Origin of the sequence: Streptomyces nymphaeiformis, assembly GCF_014203895.1 — a bacterium.
GTDB lineage: Bacteria > Actinomycetota > Actinomycetes > Streptomycetales > Streptomycetaceae > Streptomyces > Streptomyces nymphaeiformis.
Window position 1 is genome coordinate 229,546 of record NZ_JACHJY010000013.1, and the last position, 15,496, is coordinate 245,041.

Below are 15,496 nucleotides of genomic sequence, written 5' to 3' on the forward strand. Positions count from 1 at the left end.
CACGAGGGCACAGGAAGAGGGTGGTGATCGGCTACCTCACGAGGACGAGCACGACGGCGATGACGGAGAAGGCGGCTACGGCCTGGGCGAGGTACTGGTGCAGCTGCCCGGTCTGCGGTCGGCGGGCCCACCGGCCCAGGCGCCGCGTCGCCGTGGCGAGACCCTCGACCGCCCCGTCGACCGCCCCTTCGACGAACCGGTTCGTCCACCGGGCCAGCACCAGGGCGCCGACGCCCGAAGCGTTCACGGCGCGGTCCAGGACCCGGTCGTCGAACGCCGCGGCGGCGCGGGCCAGACCGAGGGCGGGGGAGACGATGAGGACGTGGGCGGCTCGTTCCAGCCGCAGCCACTCACGACACAGTCGCCGTGTCCAAGGCGGCACGAGAGTCCGGCCGCCCCAGGGCCAGGCCCAGGCCAGGGCGGCGGCGACGAGCGCGACCAGCCCCGAGACGGCGAACTCCCCTGCATGAGGTTCGGGTTCTGGGCCTTGGCCGAGGTAGTCGGTGAGCGTGTCCCGTACCGGCGGAAACGCCAGAGGCGTGAGCGCGGCGCAGGCGAGGGCGAGCAGCGCGAGCGGCGGAACGGCGCCGGCGGGGATCGGGCGCCGCTGCTCCACGGCCGACGTGGGCACCGGGTGCCGCTGGTGCACCGCCGACGCGGGGATCGGGTGCCGCTGTTCCACCCCGGACGCGGGCATGCGGCGCCGCCGTTCCACCGCCCCCGCGGGCATCGGACGCCACACGTACCAGAGGATCTTGACGCTGTAGACGGCCGACAGAACGGCCGCGCCGAGCCCCACCGCGTACAGCCCGCCACCGTCCTCCAACGCCCCGGCCAGAAGGACGTCCTTTGCCGCCCACAGGGAGAGCGGCGGAAGCCCGGCGAGCGACAGGGCACCCACCGTGCAGATCACGCCGACCGACCGCCGGAAGCGAGCCACCCCGCGCAGCTCGGTCAGCCGCTGTGTCCCCCAGGACGTCAGCCACGCGCCCGCGACCATGAACAGCAGGCTCTTCGCGGCCGCATGGGCCATCAGCTGCAGTGCCCCGCCGGTGCTCGCGCCCACGCCGGCGGCGAGCACCATGAAGCCGATCTGGGCGCAGGTCGACGCGGCGAGCAGCTGCTTGAGGTCGCTCTGCGCCACGGCGACGAGCCCGAGGGCCACCGCGGTCGCCGCTCCCACCCACGCGGCCGTGTCCGCGCCCCAGCCCGAGGCGTCGAGCAGTGCGCCGGTACGGAGCAGCAGGTAGGCGCCGGCGACGACCATGGTCGCCGAGTGCAGCAGCGCGGACACCGGGCTCGGACCCTGCATCGCCCGCGACAGCCAGAAGCTGAAGGGGAGTTGCGCGGACTTTCCGAACGCCGCCAGGAGGATCCCCGCCGTGACGAACGACAGCCACGGCTCGCCCGTGTCGTCGAGCGTGTCGAGGGACAGGGGGCCGGGTGCGGCGGCGAGAGCGGCGCCGGCGGCGAGGTAGAGGCCGAGGTCCGCGGTACGGGTGACGAGGAAGGCGGTCTGGGCCGCAGCCGTACGGACGGGCTCACGCCACCAGTAACCGATCAGGGCCCACGAGGTGGCGCCCATGACCTCCCAGCCCATGAGGAGGGTGGGCAGGGTCGTCGCGGTCACGGTGACGAGCATGCTGCCGGCGAACAGCAGCATCAGGCCGAAGAACCGGGCCCGCGCCTCGTCGGCGGCGAATTCCGCCGTGCTGAACAGCAGGACGGCGAGCGTGACGGCCGTGACGGTCACGACGAGCACCCCGGAGAGACCGTCCACGCCGAGCCGGACGGGAAGCCCGTCGAGGAGCGGCGCTTCGACGGCCGGGTGCCGCACGGCGGCCGTGACGGCGAGGCCGAGAGACGCGATCGCCACCGCCACGGCCGCCGCGGGCGCCCACCGGTCCAGCGTCCGCCCGCCCGCGAGCAGCAGCGCCCCGCATGTCACGGGCAGGGCGACCAGCGCCCACAGCACCGGGCTCATTCCCTCAGCTCCGCCGCCATGTCGGTCATGTCGACCTCGCGGGACCGGAACAGTGCGGTGACCACGGCGAATCCGATCGCCATCTCCACCGCCATGGCCGTGATGGCGACGACGACCAGGACCTGCCCGTCGGCCGTCGCCGGGGCGATGTAGTGCCAGGCCGCGCCGGCGGCGAGGATCACCCCGCCCAGCATCAGCTCCAGGCCCATCATCAGCATCACGATCGACTGCTGCGTCAGCGCGCCGAACAGGCCGACGCAGAACAGGGCGGCGGCGACGATCAGGAACACTTCCAGGTTCACCGGCCCACCCCGCCCCGCACCGGGTCGTCGGGCCGGGTGGCCCGGAGGTCGTCGCCGTAGCGCTCGTACCGGCCGCGGCGGGTCGCGAGGACGACGGTGGCGACGATCGTAGCGAACAGGGCCATGCCCAGCGTCATCATGGTCAGCATCTGAGGCCCCATCAGGGCCATCCCGAGGTCCGTGGTCGGATCTGCCGGAGCCCGGCCACGCCGTCGCGGCCACGGCGCCAGCAGAATGCCGGCGACGAGGAGGACGAACGCCGTGACGCAGAGGGCGGCGGCTCCTCGCTTGTTGTGCACCATCGTCATGGGCATCAATCCGGCCGGGTTCATCATGAACATGATCATGAAGACGGCCATGATGGCCATCTCGATCGTCATCATCAGGACCGTCACGATCCCCAGGTACTCCAGGCCCAGCACGATCAGCTCCCCGCCCACGCACAGCAGCGCGGTGAGCAGGGAGAACGTCGCACGCGCCATGGAGTCGAAGCGGAACACCATCACGCCGCCCGCCACCGCGAGCACGGCCAGGATCCAGAACGCCGCGGTCGTCATCGCCCGAGCACCACCACGGCCACCACCAGGGCCTGCGCCACCGCCAGCGGCGTCAGCACCACCCACGCCAGCTCCACGTAACGCTCCATCCGAACGGTCGGAACCCTCCGCCGGGCCCACATCAGCAGCCCCAGAACCGCAGCGGTCTTGAGCACGGTCCACGCCCAGGCCGGAAGGAAGGGCCCCTGCCCACCGCCGAGGAACAGGGGTACGGAGAAGGCCGCGGCCACCACGAACAGCAGCCATCGCCCGCCGAGGAACAGCAACCGGTCCACACCGGCCAGCTCGCTCGCCGCCCCGCCGGCCACATCGGTCCCGACGGGCTGGTCGAACGGCCCCCAGAACGCCATGGCCAGCGCGCTCAGGAGATAGACCCCGAAGGCGACCGGCATCCAGACCGCGAACCACAGCCCCGCCTGCGCGTCGACGAGCGCGCCCACGCGCAGCGACTCCGCACCGAGCGCCGCCGTGGTGATGGCCAGCATGTGCGGCAGCTCGTACGCGAGGCCCTGGGCGAGGAAGCGATAGCCGCCGATCAGCGACAGCGCGGAGTTCGGCCCCCAGCCCGTCAGCCACACCGCCGCCCAGGCCAGGGCCTCCATGGCGTTGAACCAGACGATCCCGTCGGGGAGATCGGACACGGAGCGGAAGCCGAGGGGGAGGACGACCGCGGCGAGTACGGCCGCGACCGGAAGGAGCGTCGTCCCCACCCGTACGAGCAGGACGTCGGCCGCCCGCGTCAACCGGCGCTGCTGCACCAGCAACCGCAGCACCGCGCGGCCCAGGCCGGCGGACCGGGCATCGACGCTCGCCGCCGCCCACGCCACGAGGACCAGGGCGACGGGCAGAACGACGGCCGCCCAGAGCGGCGCCGTTTCAGCCATGCGCGTGCCCGCCGCGCGCGTGCTGCGGTGCCAGCTCGTCGAGATCGGGATCCAAGCTCGCCACGACGAGCCGCGCGCACGCGAATTCGGTGCCTTCCAGGAGTACGGGCAGCACGTCGACGAGTGTCCGAGAGGCCGGAGCCTCCGGGGCGATGCGCCCTCGGGGGCCGTTCAGCGCGTGGGAGGCGAGGGGGGAGCGGTCGTCGCAGGCGTCGACGGCGCGGTCGATCTCCTCCAGCCAGACGAGCAGTCGGTCGTACGCGTCACCGTCGGCGAGCAGCGCGGGCCCGGTCACCCCGTACCGCTGCGCCTGCGTGGAGGACAGAACCCCTACTCCCGAGGTGAGCCAGCGCAGCGTCCACGACCTGCGCACCCGACGGGTCAACGTGCGCAGCCCGGACCGGAGATCGGCGACCGAGGCGCCGCCGAGCACCTGGTCACGTGCCCGGCGGGCCACGGCCGCCGGATCGCGCCAGCCCGCCACGGCGAGGAACCTGCCGACACTGTCCAGGTGCGCCGCGCACCGACGACGGGCGGCTTCGTCGACCGTCACCGGTGCGCCGGCCGCGGACCTGAGCCACGGCTCGCTCCAGAAGGCCGGCCGGGACGAGCGCGGAGGGACCAGCGCTTCGACCGAGGCGCGCTGCACGACATCCCCCTGGAGCTCGGTGCGCACGACGAGCCCGGCGGGCCAGTCCGGCAACGCCGGTCCCAGGGGCACGTGCAGCCGGTCGAGGCGCAACCCGTCCCGGTCGTCGGCCCGTTCGGCCATCGGAAGCCCGAGGATCGCGCCGCCCATGTGGTGGCCGTGGTGATCGTGATCCGTACCGGGGTGGGAGCCGCCGTGGCCGTGGTGACCCTGATCCGTACCGGCGTGGGAGCCCCCGTGGTCCTGGTGCGCGTCGTGACCGTGGCCGTCGTGCTCGCTGGGTCCGGAGGTGGTGTGACCGTCGTGTTCGCTGCGTCCGGAGGCGGTGTGACCGTCGTGCTGTGGAGGGTGCTCCCCGTCTGCATCGTGCCGCTCGTGCCCCGCGGGCTCGCGCTGCTCCTGGCGGCCCTGTGTGCCGGCCCCAACAAGGAGCGCCATGCGTCCGTGCTCCAGGGCATGTGCCGCGTGTTCGGGATCCCTCACACGCACACGCGCCTTCGGTGCCGGTACGCCGTTCCACAAGCGCTCCGCCCAGTCGTCGTCCCCGGCCGGTGCGGGGGCACCCGCGAAGGCCACCAGATCGGCCGCTGCCGGGCCGGATGCCCGCGGCCAGCGCCGGCGCGCGAGTTCGGCCTCGACGGCGAGGCGCTCGCGCGTCGCGCCGGCGGCGGTCACGAGCAGAACGGCGGGGCGATCCAGGGCCACCCTGCCGAGGCGGTTCCTCAGGTCCACCGGAACGCTCCCTCGCGCCAGGCGTAACCGACGCCGGCGAGCAGGATTCCGAGGAAGAGGAACATCTCGACGACGGCCGAGGTGCCGACCTCCGGGACGACCTTCGTCCACGGGTACATGAAGAGCATCTCCATGTCGAAGGCGAGGAAGACCATCGTCACGGGGTACCAGCGCACATGGAAGCGCGAGACCGGGTGCTCCCGGGGCTCGAACCCTCCGCTGAAGGGCCCCGTGGTCAGCGGCTCACGGACCGCGCGCACGGCGACGCCGACGCCATGGAGCAGGAGGACGCCGCCGACGACGACCGCGAGCAGTACGGCGACCGGCTCCCAGGCGGTGGATCGCACGTGGCCCCTTCCCGGCGCCCAGCCCGACGCAGGCCGCCCTCGGCAGGCAGCATGTCAGCGGAGAAGTCGGGACAAAAGGAGCAACGCGGGGAATGTCGCGTCGCGCCGTCCTCAGAGGCCGGGAGGGCAGGCCACCAGCAGGGGGAGAAGCGGGACGGCGAGAACCGCCGAGGCCACCGATCCCCGGAAGGCGGGGTGCGGAGTCCGGCGCGGGCCCAGGATGCGCTTCATGCGGAGCAGCGCCGTCGATCCGCCCGCTGCGAAGGCGCCCTTGGGCGCGCGACCGGCGGCCATCTCGTACATCGCGGTCGCGAGGACTTCGCGGTCGTGGCGTCGCAGTGCGCGGTCGTCCGCGATCATCTCCAGCAGGACGGCCATCTGCTCGCGGGCACGGCGCGCCAGCGGAAGCCAGGGGAAGACGGTGGCGAACCCGTGCGTGGCGGCCAGCAGGAGATGGTGGCGGCCGGCGACGTGCGCGCGCTCGTGCTCGAGGACGGCGCTCAGCTGCTCCTCCGTGAGCAGACGGACGGCGGCGTCGCTGACGACGATGCGGGAGCGGAAGCCCGGCAGGCAGTATGCCGCCGGTGTGGAGTGCGGGAGCACCGTGGCACGGAGGCGGTCGCAGCGGGCCCCCACCTTGTCCAGCCGGTCGCGATGACGTGCGCGGATGAGCCCCGTACGAGCGAGGTGGAAGAGAGACGCGGCGACGAAGGCGGTGACGACGGCGAGGGGCATGGTCAAGGCAAGCAGATCCACCGTGGTCGGGTCGGGCCGCGGCGCCGTCGTACCCAGTCCGCAGGCGTGGAGGAGGCCGAGGAGGCCGAGGTGCAGGTGCTCGGTCGGCGCTGCAAGCTGGGAGGCGGCGAGCGCGACCGCGATCGTGAACGACAGGGACAGGGCGAGCCACACGGCGGCGCCCAGCCCCGGCGCCCGGTGTGGCCAGACGCTGCGCGTCATCAAGCGGGGTACGGCCACGCCCACGAGGGCCGCGTATCCCAGCAGGGCCGGGGCGGCGTTCACTGCGCGGCCCGTCGTCCGACGTTGCGGAGGGCCTCGCGAAGGGCCGCGAGCTCGTCGTCGTCGAGGTTCTCCACGAACTGGGCCAGCGCCGCCGGACGGTCGGTGCTGGCTCCCAGACCGTCCTCCATCAGCGCCGCCGCGTACGCCTCTCGCGAGGCCGCGGCCTCGTAGTGCCAGACCCGCCCATGTCGGACGCGGGTGAGGTGGCCCTTCTGGAAGAGGATGCTGGTGACCGTGGTCACCGTGGTGTAGGCGAGGTCCCGGTGCTGATTGATGTCGTCGACGACCTCGCGGACGGTCGCCGGGCGGCCCCACGTCCAGAAGCGGTCCATGATCTCCGCCTCAAGCTCCCCCAGCCGCCGCATGGGCCGTGTCCTCTCCGCGCTGCTTCCGTATCCGGTTCATCCTAGACGCGCAGTTCACGGCGCTCTCCGAGGCCGCTCGGCACGCACGTCCCGGGACCCGGACCCGCCGCCTCACAGATGGCCGGCGCCTCGGCGATCCGACGTGGTCGGTGATGCGGTCCGCCGCCGACTTCGGGACCCCGAACAGCGGGGGTCGCTCGGCTCGGGCGCTCCCTTCGCTCGGCCTGCGCCATCGTCACCGCCCTGGACCCAGCCCGACCCTCAGCCTCCTTGTCCCCGGCGAGGGTTGTGGCCGTGTTCCCTGAGGCCGCTTGCCTTCGGCCGCGTGAGAGCGTGCTCGAACCGGGAACTCACTCCCGCTCCGGCGCCGACGTCAGCCGATGCGGACGCCCCACATGAAGGGCATGCCGCTGCGGGCGATGGACTCGTAGCGCACCTGCGCGCCGGGCTTGGGGGAGTGGAGGATCTGCCCGTTGCCGGCGTAGAAGCCGACATGGCTCAGGTCGGTGCGCATGATGATCAGGTCGCCGGGCCTGAGGTCGCCCAGGGAGTCGACGCGCGTGCCGATGCTCGCCTGCGCCTGCGACGTACGGGGAATCGTCATGCCGGCCTGGCGGAACGCCCACGACGTGAGCCCGGAACAGTCGAAGGACGTCGGCCCGCTCGCCCCCCAGACGTACGGCATGCCGACCCGGCTCTTGGCGGCGGCGAAGGCGGCGGCCGCACGTCCGGAGGCGCTCGCCTCGTTCCCCAGATCCACCCGCGCGCTCGCCCGGTCGGCCCGGTCCTCCTCCTCGGCGATCCGTGCCCGCTCTTTCGCCGTGAGGGTGTTGAGGAGCCTCTGGGCCTCCCGCAGCTTGCCCTGGATCTCGCCCTTCCGCCTGCCCAGCTCCTTCTGTACCCCATCGAGGTCGCGCAGCTTCTCCGAGGCTTCCCCGCGCTGCTGCTGGAGCCTGCGCTGCTCGGAGAGGAACTGCTGCAGGACGGCGGACTGCCGCTCGCCGGCCCGGTCGAGAGCGGACGCCCTCTCCAGGTACGTGTCGGGGTTCTCGGAGAGGAAGAGCTGGAGGGCGGGATCGAGGCCGCCCGAGCGGTACTGGCCGGTGGCCACCGTGCCGATCCGGTCGCGGAGTTCATTGAGCTCGCCCTGCTTGCGGGCGGCGGCGTCCTGGAGGGCTTCCACCTGCCGCGTGAGCGCGTCCGCCTTCTCCTTGGCGCCGTTGTACTTCTCGGTCGCCTGTGTCGCCTGCTCGTAGAGGCGATCGACCTGGGCCTTCACACCCTTCTTGTTCGGATCGGGAAGGGGGTCGGCGGAAGCCGTCTGGGTGGAGAGGGCGACAGCCGCCGCGGCAGTCGCCGTGAGGACCCCCGTATAGCGAGGACTGGTCTGCTTCGGGCGGCGGTGGGAAGCCACGGGGGAGCTCCTTCTTGCTCGACCGCCGAAAGGGCTGCGCGCAGCGGGCACGGCGGCGCCTCCGCCGCCGCCCCGGATGGGCGGTCGGCCGTGCGAAGGCTCCGCAAATACTAAGCTTCTTAGATGATTAGAATCAACGAGCGCCCTGTCCGCCTTCTCGGGCCTCGGGCAGGGAGGTTCAGAGCGGCAGAAGCTCGGGACGCTTCGGTTCCAGGACTTCGGGCGAGTTCTTGCCGAGCAGGTGGTGCCCGAGCCAGGGCAGGAAGTGCTCCTTGGCCCACCGCAGGTCCTGGAGACGCTCCGGCTGCTGTACGGGGAGCTGCCGGGCAGTCGGCGTGGCCGAGTCACGTACCGGAGCCAGACCGAGGACCTCGGCGGCCCGCCGCGCCACGTGTTGGTGACCCTCGGACGACAGGTGCAGTCGGTCCTCGCTCCAGGCGGAAGGATGCTGGAGGGGCTTCATCGACCACAGGTCGACGATCGGACATCCGTGCCGGTGGGCGATGGCGTGGACGTGCGCCGTGTAGGTGGCGATCTTTCCCCGTAACCGGCGCAGGACGGGAGTGTTCCGAGGGTCGAAGCCGGTGAAGACCAGCACCGTGTCCGCGTGGGCGCCGAGCTCGACGACGGCTTCCTCGAACCGTTCGGCGATGCGGTCCACGGAGCTCCCGAACCGCAGGATGTCGTTGCCGCCGGCGCAGAAGCTCACCAGGTCCGGCTTGAGGTCGGCCACCCGCGGCACCTGCTCCGTGGCGATCTCGTCGATGAGGCGGCCCCGGACGGCGAGATTGGCGTAGCGGAACGGTACGGGCGAGCGGCGGGCCATCAGGTCGGCCAGGCGATCGGCCCACCCTACGAGCGCGCCGTCCGGGGTCTCGTCGCCCAGGCCCTCGGTGAAGCTGTCCCCGAGAGCGACGAAGGAGCCGATCGCGGCTCGGTCGAGCTCGCTCTGACCTTCGACCACCATGCCCGCCTCCCGTTCCGCCGAGTGTCTCGAGGAGCCGATAGGACCGGGCAGGCGCTGTGGCACCGTCGGGGGGCCGGGGGATTACCCGCCCGTTCGTGCCTGCGTCAGGCCTGCCCGGTCCTAGCCGTTGGGGCTCGATCCCCGTGCCGCCGGATGCCGAGCCGAGAAGAATCCTGGCCCGGGCAAGGACGGCCGGCCAAGCGAATCGGGTTGCGTCTCCACGCTATGGCGTGATGACGCCACGCCCCCGAGTCCCGCGGAGGGCCGGGTCGCACGTCAGTGGTGGTCACCACTCACCACTCGCCACGCAGAGGCGCTCGGCGAAGCCCTTGCCGGCGCCGTGCGGTACGCGATGCTTCAAGCCGCCTTGGTCAGGGTGGAGCGGTCGGTGATGCCGGGTGCGTGCCGGGCGGGCGTCGCGAGTCCGGTCGTGGCACCTTGGCCCTCGTGACGCGGCCAGAGGAGGAGGGCGCCGATCGCTCCCGTCCCGGCGAGGGCCGTCAGGACGGACCAGGTGAGGGTGAAGCCGGCGTTCGTACCGAGCCACCCCGCCACCGGATAGGTGACCAGCCAGGCCAGGTGGGACAGGGAGAACTGGGCCGCGAACGCCTCGGGGATCTCGTTCCGCCCGACGGAGGCGCGGATGACCTTGCCGGTCGGCGTGATGACCAGCGCCATGCCGACGCCGATCACCGCCCAGACGATCGCCGTACCGGCCCACGTGATGAGGCCGGTCGCGAAGAGCGTCACCGCGGTGGCCGTGCCGCCGAGGAGGACGAGGGCACCCGTCACCATCACGGTGCGGGCGGCGATCCGGTCGAGGACGCGGGGGAGGACCAGCGCGGCCAGGAGGGTTCCGGTGCCGGAGGTGGCGAGCATCCAGGCGACGTCCGACTGCGAGCCGCCGAGCTCGTCACGGACGTGGTTGACGGTGTTGACGACGACGATCGACCCTGCCGACGCGACCACGAGGTTGAGCGCCATGATGCCGCGCAGCCGCGGTGTCCTGAGGAACGTCCTGATGCCGGCTGCCGCCTTGTCCCACGCCCTGGTGTGGCTGCTGGGGCGGGCGTCGGGGATGCGGGTCGACAGGACGAGCAGGGCGGAGACGAGGAATCCGGCGGAGGTGCCCAGGAACAGCCGGTCGAAGCTGAGGAACGTCAGGGCGACGGCTGCAAGGACGGGGCTGAGCAGGCTCTCCATGGCGGAGGCGACCTGCGAGGCGGACAGGGCGCGCGTGTAGGCGGCCTCGTCGGTGACGATGTCGGGGATGACGGCCTGGAACGTCGGGGTGAACGCGGCGGAGGCGGCCTGGAGCAGGCCGATCAGCACGTAGATGTGCCAGACCTCGGTGACCAGTGGCAGTGCCAGGACCACAGCGCCGCGGACCGCGTCGAGGAGGAACAGGAACGTTCTCCGGGGCAGGCGGTCGACGTAGGCGGCGGCCAGGGGCGCTATGACCACGTACATGACCATCTTGATGGTGAGGGCGGTGCTGAGCACCATGCCGGCGCGTGGACCGGCGAGGTCGTAGGCGAGGAGTCCGAGGGCCACTGTGGTCAGCCCGGTCCCGAACAGGGCGATGACCTGGGCGCCGAACAGATGGCGGTAGTCGCGGACGGCGAACAGACGCATGGCGGTTTCCTTCCGTATCCGGATCCATGCGGCGGGGCGCGGCCCCGGGGTGGGGGCCGCGCCCCGCGCGTACAGGCGGGTGTGTTCTCAGGCATGGGTGTCGCTCTCCGGGGTGTCGGGGCACGGCCCGCATCCCTGCGGGGTCCGGGCGGTGTGGGGGCCGTGCGAGGTGCCGACCGCCGTGCCGGGCGTGCTGCGGGTCAGGTGGGGCATGGCGCTCCTTCCGGGACGGTGGCTCTCGACGGGACGAGCGCCCCTCGGCCATGACGGGCGTTCGGTTCCGTCCAAGCGGTCATACGCGGTCAGTGGTGTGCGTGGTGCCCGTGGTGGTGGCCCCCGTGCTCGGGTGCGGCCGGGGACGCCGCGTGCGGGCGGGACGCGGCCGTGGTGGTCCGTACCGTGAACTCGGCCGTCCGGACGACGCCGTCGTGCTGGAAGTCCAGGTACAGGCGGTAGGTGCCGGCCGAAGGCGCGACCGCCATGAAGGCGATCTCGGGCCCGGGCGCGGTGACGCCGTCGCCGGGGTGGCCCTCCGGGTGGACGTGGAGGTAGCCCAGGTCGCCGACCCGCAGCGCCACGAGGTGTCCGTACGCGGCCAGGTAGGGCTCCAGGTCGGTGACGGGGTGGTCGCTCCGGCTGACGGTGAGGGTCAGTTCGCTCGCTTCGCCGGGCACGAGCTCGCCGTCGAGCGTGACGGCGTACTCGCCGACCCGTGCGACGTGGGTGGCCTCCGGGAGCGGACGCGGGTCGTACGGTCCGGCGACCGCGACGTCGATCCCCAGCGTCATGGTCCCGTCGTGGCCGGCCGGGTGGATGTCGGTGAAGAACCTCCAGTCCCCGGGCTCCAGGGTCAGTTCGGTGCTCCAGGTGCCCTTCTCGTCCCTCACCGGGTGCACGTGCTGGAACCCGGAGGTGTCCCGCCGGACGGCGATGAAGTGCAGTTCCTTCTCGTGCTCGGGGACGAACTCGGTCACCGCCTGGCCGTCGGGACCGGTCACCTTGAAACTGATCTGCCGCACGCCCGCGGTGAGGATCGTCGAGTCGAGTTCGAGGGTGTACCCGTTCTCCGATACCGCCAGCCCACCGGCCTGGGACGAGCCGTGACCGCCATGCGCGGAGTGGTCGCCGTGGCTGCCGTGGCCGGAGTGGTTGGCCTGGTCGTGGCCGGCGTGGTTCTGCATGACATCTCCCCTGGTGCGATGCGGCTTCGGGCGTTGTCCCTTCAGGACGACGACCATAACCATATACCCCTGGGGGGTATTCCGGCGCCTCGGAGTGGAAATCCCACGAGGGACCCGATGAGACGCATCCACTGGGAACTGGCCGGGCGATCGTGTGGAGCCGGATGACGAGGGCTGCCGCGGTGCAGAGGCAGATGTGGCCGAGTGGCGAGGGTGGGCTTGCGTGAGCAGTCGGCCGGGCCCGACTGCTCACGCGAACTTCCCGGAAGAGCGCCCCGTTGGCTTGGCCGGGTCGGCAAAAAAGCAGGTGAGGGGGTTGGTGGCTGCAGGTAGGGTGCCGTGAGTGACGAACTGGCGCGAGATCTACGAGTCCGACTGTGCACTTCCTGCAGGGCGCCGGCTGGACGACCTGATCGCAGAGTTGGTCGACGCTTTGGGGGATCCGGACCCGGAGGTCCGGGACGGCTACCCGTACGCGGTACTGGACACCTGGATCCGCCGCGGGGTGATCGACGGGGACCGGCGGCTGGCGCTCGGCGATCTTATGGCGGAGCGGTTCACCGATCCTCGGATTCAGGCCCGGACGTTCGCCCCGCTCGTGCTGAAGATGATCGTGAGTCAGGGATGTCTCAGGGCCGAGTGGCTCGACGCGTTCGCCGCCTGGTACCGCTCGGAGACCGACCTGCGGGGCCGCGACGGCAAGCTCGGTTGGCTGCACGCCGTCGCGCACGGTGCGGATCTGCTGGGGGCCTGCGGACTGCGTCCCGAGACCGACCCCGAGCGCCTGCTCGGGCTCGCCGCCGAGCGCCTGCTCGCCACGACGGACCACCTGTTCGCGGAGCGGGAGGACGACCGGCTCGCCAAGGCCGTCGCTCTCGTCCTCACCCGCCCCGACCTGACACCGGAGCGGTCGACGGCATGGTTGTCGGAGATCGGCGCCGCCCTCGCCCCGTACGAGCGCGGGCCGATCCCGGTCTGGGCCTCCAACACCGTTCGCACCCTGCGCGCCCTGTACATCCTGGCGGACCTCGGAGTGTCCGCGGACCGCGGCGGGCGCCCCGTCCCGCTCTCCTGCGGCGACGCGGTCAAGGCCCAGGTGGCAGCGGTCTTGCGCCCGCTGCTTCCGTAGACGGACTCGTCCGGCTGATCTGTGACTATCGCCTGTCTTGCTCGTTGCTCGTTGCTCTTGGGATGGGGCGCGGTGATCTGAGTGATGCCGAGTGGGAACGGCTGCGGCCGTTCCTGCCGGTGAGCAACGGGCGTTGTGGCGGGTGATCGACGGCATTTTGCACCGGGTGCGGACCGGGGTGCAGTGGCGTGACCTTCCCGAACGGTTCGGGCCGTGGAAGACGGCCCACGAACGCCACCGTCTGTGGTCGACCGACGGCACCTGGGAACGTCTGCTCCAGCAGGTCCGGGCCGCGGCCGACGCCGCAGGTGAGATCGACCGGGGCATCTCGGTCGACTCCACGATCGTCCGTGCGCATCAGCATGCGGCCGGCGCCCGCACCGACCCGCCTCCGGCTCCGGGATCAAAGGGGGCCGCAGGGTGGAACACCAGGACGAGACGCCGTGGCAGAGTCTCGTCGCCCGCCTGGCGGAGATGGTGCGGGAGGTGAAGGCCTGGGCCGCTCGCGGGGCGGGTTCACCGGCAAGCTCCACCTGAGCGCGGACGGCCGCTGCCGCCCGCTGCCCCTGATCGTCACACCAGGGCAGCGGGCGGACTGCACCCAGCTCAAACCCGTCCTGGAGAAGAACCGCGTCCCACGCATCGGGCCGGGCAGGCCACGCAAGGCGTCTGACAGCCTCGCGGCGGACAAGGCCGACAGCAACGGCCCGTGCCGCGAGCACCTGCGGCGCCGGGACACCCGGCACACGATCCCGGAGAAGACCGACAGCCAGGCCGCCCGCCTGCGTTCAGTGGCGCCGACGTGTCGGCACGGCCGTCCTACCGCGGCCGGGCAACGTGAACGGGCCGGCGATCGTCGACGGGTGGCGGAAAGTGGGCCTTGAAGCGGCGCGGAGCGTCGGCGGCGAGTCACGATTTTGATCGTCTTCTAGGCCTCGAGATCCACCGAAGGGTCTCCGTCGAGGACGATCAGCGCCACGACGACCGTCGCTGGTCGGCGGGAACGGCCCCAACCGCTCCACTTGGCACCTGTCGGACAGCTCCGGCTCAGGTCCATGCCCACTATGAGGGCAGGAACCAGGTCCTAGCCGTCCTGACCGCCGTAGCGTGCCCTGCTCCCTGCCACTTGTTCGGCGGTCATCGATGACGAGATCCTGTGCACGTCGCCGACCAGGTCCTTGCCGAGCCGTAGAGACCGCCCCCACTCGCGTTCTCGGAGGGCCATGACGGACACCTGGGAGGCGGGCTGCCAGTGCAGGGTGAAGGCCGGGGCATTGACGTCGGGGACGTCCTCCAGGCGCACGCCGCGGTTCGCCAGCAGCCGCTGTAGTTCGTCGAAGCGGAGGTGGCGGCCGAAGCGACCGTACTGCTCACGAATCGACTTGTTGACGACGCTGCTGCTCCCGTACGAAAGCCGATGCACCTGCAGGGTGAAGTGGTGCCCCTCCCACGGGTGGTCGGGCGATTCCCGGGCCCAGAAGAACTCGACCAATCCGTAGTCGCGCCACATGCTGTAGTCGTCAAGGGAGTTCTCTGCGAAGTCGGAACCCATGATCGCGCTGACCTGGTCCGGACTGTCCGTCGGCTTGGCGCCGAGCACCGTTCCCGACATGACCACGTCCACGTAGAACGCAAGGGAATGCGGAGTCAGCTGCTGTCTCCTTGACTGGGTCGAGAGGGGCGGCAGCGGCCGCCTCGACGTGGGGGACACGGGCACCGCGAAGCCTCGACGGACAGGCCTTACGCCTTGTTGCGCGGGTGGTTACGCGCCGTACGCTCATTGCCGTGCTTGTAGGCGCCGGTCCAGCGGGCCATCACCAGCTGGGCATCCCCCGACCCGACCTCCGCAAGGAACTTCTGAGCACGCGCGCCGCGCAACGTGCCCGCCGGACGACCTTGGTGGGTGATCGTCACGGTGCCGTCAGGGCGCTGGGCATAGGCGAATCCGAAGGGTCTTGGCATGGCCGGGATAGTAGGCATGCGAGCTGACTATCCGCATCCGCATTTCGGTCAGCGAATACTGGCGTTGTCTACGAGGCCGTCCGGACAGGCCCGAGTGAAACCCGGGGTCCGGAGGCGTACCCCCGGCACGCGTCGACGACGTGGTCGAGGACGGACGCCTGGTCGCTGAGAGCCGGTATGGCGAGCGGCTTGGCTTCGTTGCCCTCCTCTGGCGACTGCTGCGCGAGGCCCTCGTACGTAGAAGCGCTGGACGGCGTCGGCCGAGCGCAGGCGGCCCCCAGGAAGATGGCGGACTCGTCGCAGGGGCTGTGGCAGGGGTTGCGGAAGGACGACCGAGCGACCGACAAGATCCTGGCGCAGTTTCGCTC

17 protein-coding genes are annotated in these 15,496 nt (G+C 71.5%); 2 read left to right on the forward strand and 15 right to left on the reverse strand.

What is annotated here, in order from left to right; genetic code table 11:
• Window positions 1–31: 31 nt before the first annotated feature.
• From GGE06_RS37270 to GGE06_RS37325, 13 genes are all read right to left on the reverse strand, one after another.
• Window positions 32–1,984 (reverse strand): NADH-quinone oxidoreductase subunit 5 family protein, encoded by a 1,953-nt coding sequence (locus tag GGE06_RS37270; RefSeq protein WP_184932872.1) that lies wholly within the window; start codon window positions 1,982–1,984, stop codon window positions 32–34.
• Window positions 1,981–2,286, reverse strand: coding sequence for an NADH-quinone oxidoreductase subunit NuoK (gene nuoK / locus GGE06_RS37275; RefSeq protein ID WP_116163653.1), 306 nt, complete (start codon window positions 2,284–2,286; stop codon window positions 1,981–1,983). Before nuoK ends, GGE06_RS37270 begins: the two co-directional genes overlap by 4 nt.
• On the reverse strand, window positions 2,283–2,843 hold the full coding sequence (locus GGE06_RS37280; protein ID WP_116163655.1) for an NADH-quinone oxidoreductase subunit J: 561 nt from the start codon (window positions 2,841–2,843) through the stop codon (window positions 2,283–2,285). The genes nuoK and GGE06_RS37280 overlap by 4 nt, the downstream gene beginning before the upstream one ends.
• Window positions 2,840–3,727: a complex I subunit 1 family protein gene (locus GGE06_RS37285; protein ID WP_116163657.1), complete on the reverse strand. Its 888-nt coding sequence runs from the start codon at window positions 3,725–3,727 to the stop codon at window positions 2,840–2,842. Before GGE06_RS37285 ends, GGE06_RS37280 begins: the two co-directional genes overlap by 4 nt.
• Complete coding sequence (locus GGE06_RS37290; protein WP_184932873.1) at window positions 3,720–5,108, reverse strand: hypothetical protein; 1,389 nt, start codon at window positions 5,106–5,108, stop codon at window positions 3,720–3,722. Before GGE06_RS37290 ends, GGE06_RS37285 begins: the two co-directional genes overlap by 8 nt.
• Window positions 5,099–5,455 carry an NADH-quinone oxidoreductase subunit A gene (locus tag GGE06_RS37295; protein ID WP_184932874.1) on the reverse strand — a complete coding sequence of 119 codons (357 nt, stop codon included), beginning with the start codon at window positions 5,453–5,455 and terminating at the stop codon, window positions 5,099–5,101. The genes GGE06_RS37290 and GGE06_RS37295 overlap by 10 nt, the downstream gene beginning before the upstream one ends.
• A gap of 111 nt (window positions 5,456–5,566) precedes the next feature.
• Window positions 5,567–6,475 (reverse strand): M56 family metallopeptidase, encoded by a 909-nt coding sequence (locus GGE06_RS37300; RefSeq protein WP_184932875.1) that lies wholly within the window; start codon window positions 6,473–6,475, stop codon window positions 5,567–5,569.
• Complete coding sequence (locus GGE06_RS37305) at window positions 6,472–6,840, reverse strand: BlaI/MecI/CopY family transcriptional regulator (RefSeq protein ID WP_116163665.1); 369 nt, start codon at window positions 6,838–6,840, stop codon at window positions 6,472–6,474. The genes GGE06_RS37300 and GGE06_RS37305 overlap by 4 nt, the downstream gene beginning before the upstream one ends.
• Window positions 6,841–7,213: 373 nt before the next feature.
• The gene (locus GGE06_RS37310; RefSeq protein WP_184932876.1) at window positions 7,214–8,254 is read right to left on the reverse strand and encodes a C40 family peptidase; all 1,041 of its coding nucleotides are present in this window, start codon (window positions 8,252–8,254) and stop codon (window positions 7,214–7,216) included.
• A 178-nt stretch (window positions 8,255–8,432) separates the two neighbouring features.
• Window positions 8,433–9,221: an SGNH/GDSL hydrolase family protein gene (locus GGE06_RS37315; RefSeq protein ID WP_184932877.1), complete on the reverse strand. Its 789-nt coding sequence runs from the start codon at window positions 9,219–9,221 to the stop codon at window positions 8,433–8,435.
• A 357-nt stretch (window positions 9,222–9,578) separates the two neighbouring features.
• Window positions 9,579–10,856, reverse strand: a complete 1,278-nt coding sequence (locus GGE06_RS37320; RefSeq protein WP_184932878.1) for an MFS transporter — start codon at window positions 10,854–10,856, stop codon at window positions 9,579–9,581.
• 87 nt (window positions 10,857–10,943) lie between these two features.
• On the reverse strand, window positions 10,944–11,069 hold the full coding sequence (locus GGE06_RS43580; RefSeq protein WP_281402405.1) for a hypothetical protein: 126 nt from the start codon (window positions 11,067–11,069) through the stop codon (window positions 10,944–10,946).
• Between the two features lie 89 nt (window positions 11,070–11,158).
• Window positions 11,159–12,037: a DUF8832 domain-containing protein gene (locus tag GGE06_RS37325; protein WP_116163672.1), complete on the reverse strand. Its 879-nt coding sequence runs from the start codon at window positions 12,035–12,037 to the stop codon at window positions 11,159–11,161.
• 343 nt (window positions 12,038–12,380) lie between these two features.
• On the opposite strand from GGE06_RS37325, the gene GGE06_RS37330 reads away from it, so the two are divergent.
• Window positions 12,381–13,166 carry a DUF2785 domain-containing protein gene (locus GGE06_RS37330; RefSeq protein WP_116163674.1) on the forward strand — a complete coding sequence of 262 codons (786 nt, stop codon included), beginning with the start codon at window positions 12,381–12,383 and terminating at the stop codon, window positions 13,164–13,166.
• 91 nt (window positions 13,167–13,257) lie between these two features.
• Window positions 13,258–13,656, forward strand: a complete 399-nt coding sequence (locus GGE06_RS44140; protein ID WP_221518936.1) for a transposase — start codon at window positions 13,258–13,260, stop codon at window positions 13,654–13,656.
• A gap of 594 nt (window positions 13,657–14,250) precedes the next feature.
• Here the strand turns inward: GGE06_RS44140 and GGE06_RS37340 are convergent.
• Complete coding sequence (locus GGE06_RS37340; RefSeq protein WP_312883435.1) at window positions 14,251–14,778, reverse strand: hypothetical protein; 528 nt, start codon at window positions 14,776–14,778, stop codon at window positions 14,251–14,253.
• Window positions 14,779–14,906: 128 nt separating this feature from the next.
• Window positions 14,907–15,128, reverse strand: coding sequence for a hypothetical protein (locus GGE06_RS37345; RefSeq protein ID WP_116165729.1), 222 nt, complete (start codon window positions 15,126–15,128; stop codon window positions 14,907–14,909).
• Between the last annotated feature and the right edge of the window lie 368 nt (window positions 15,129–15,496).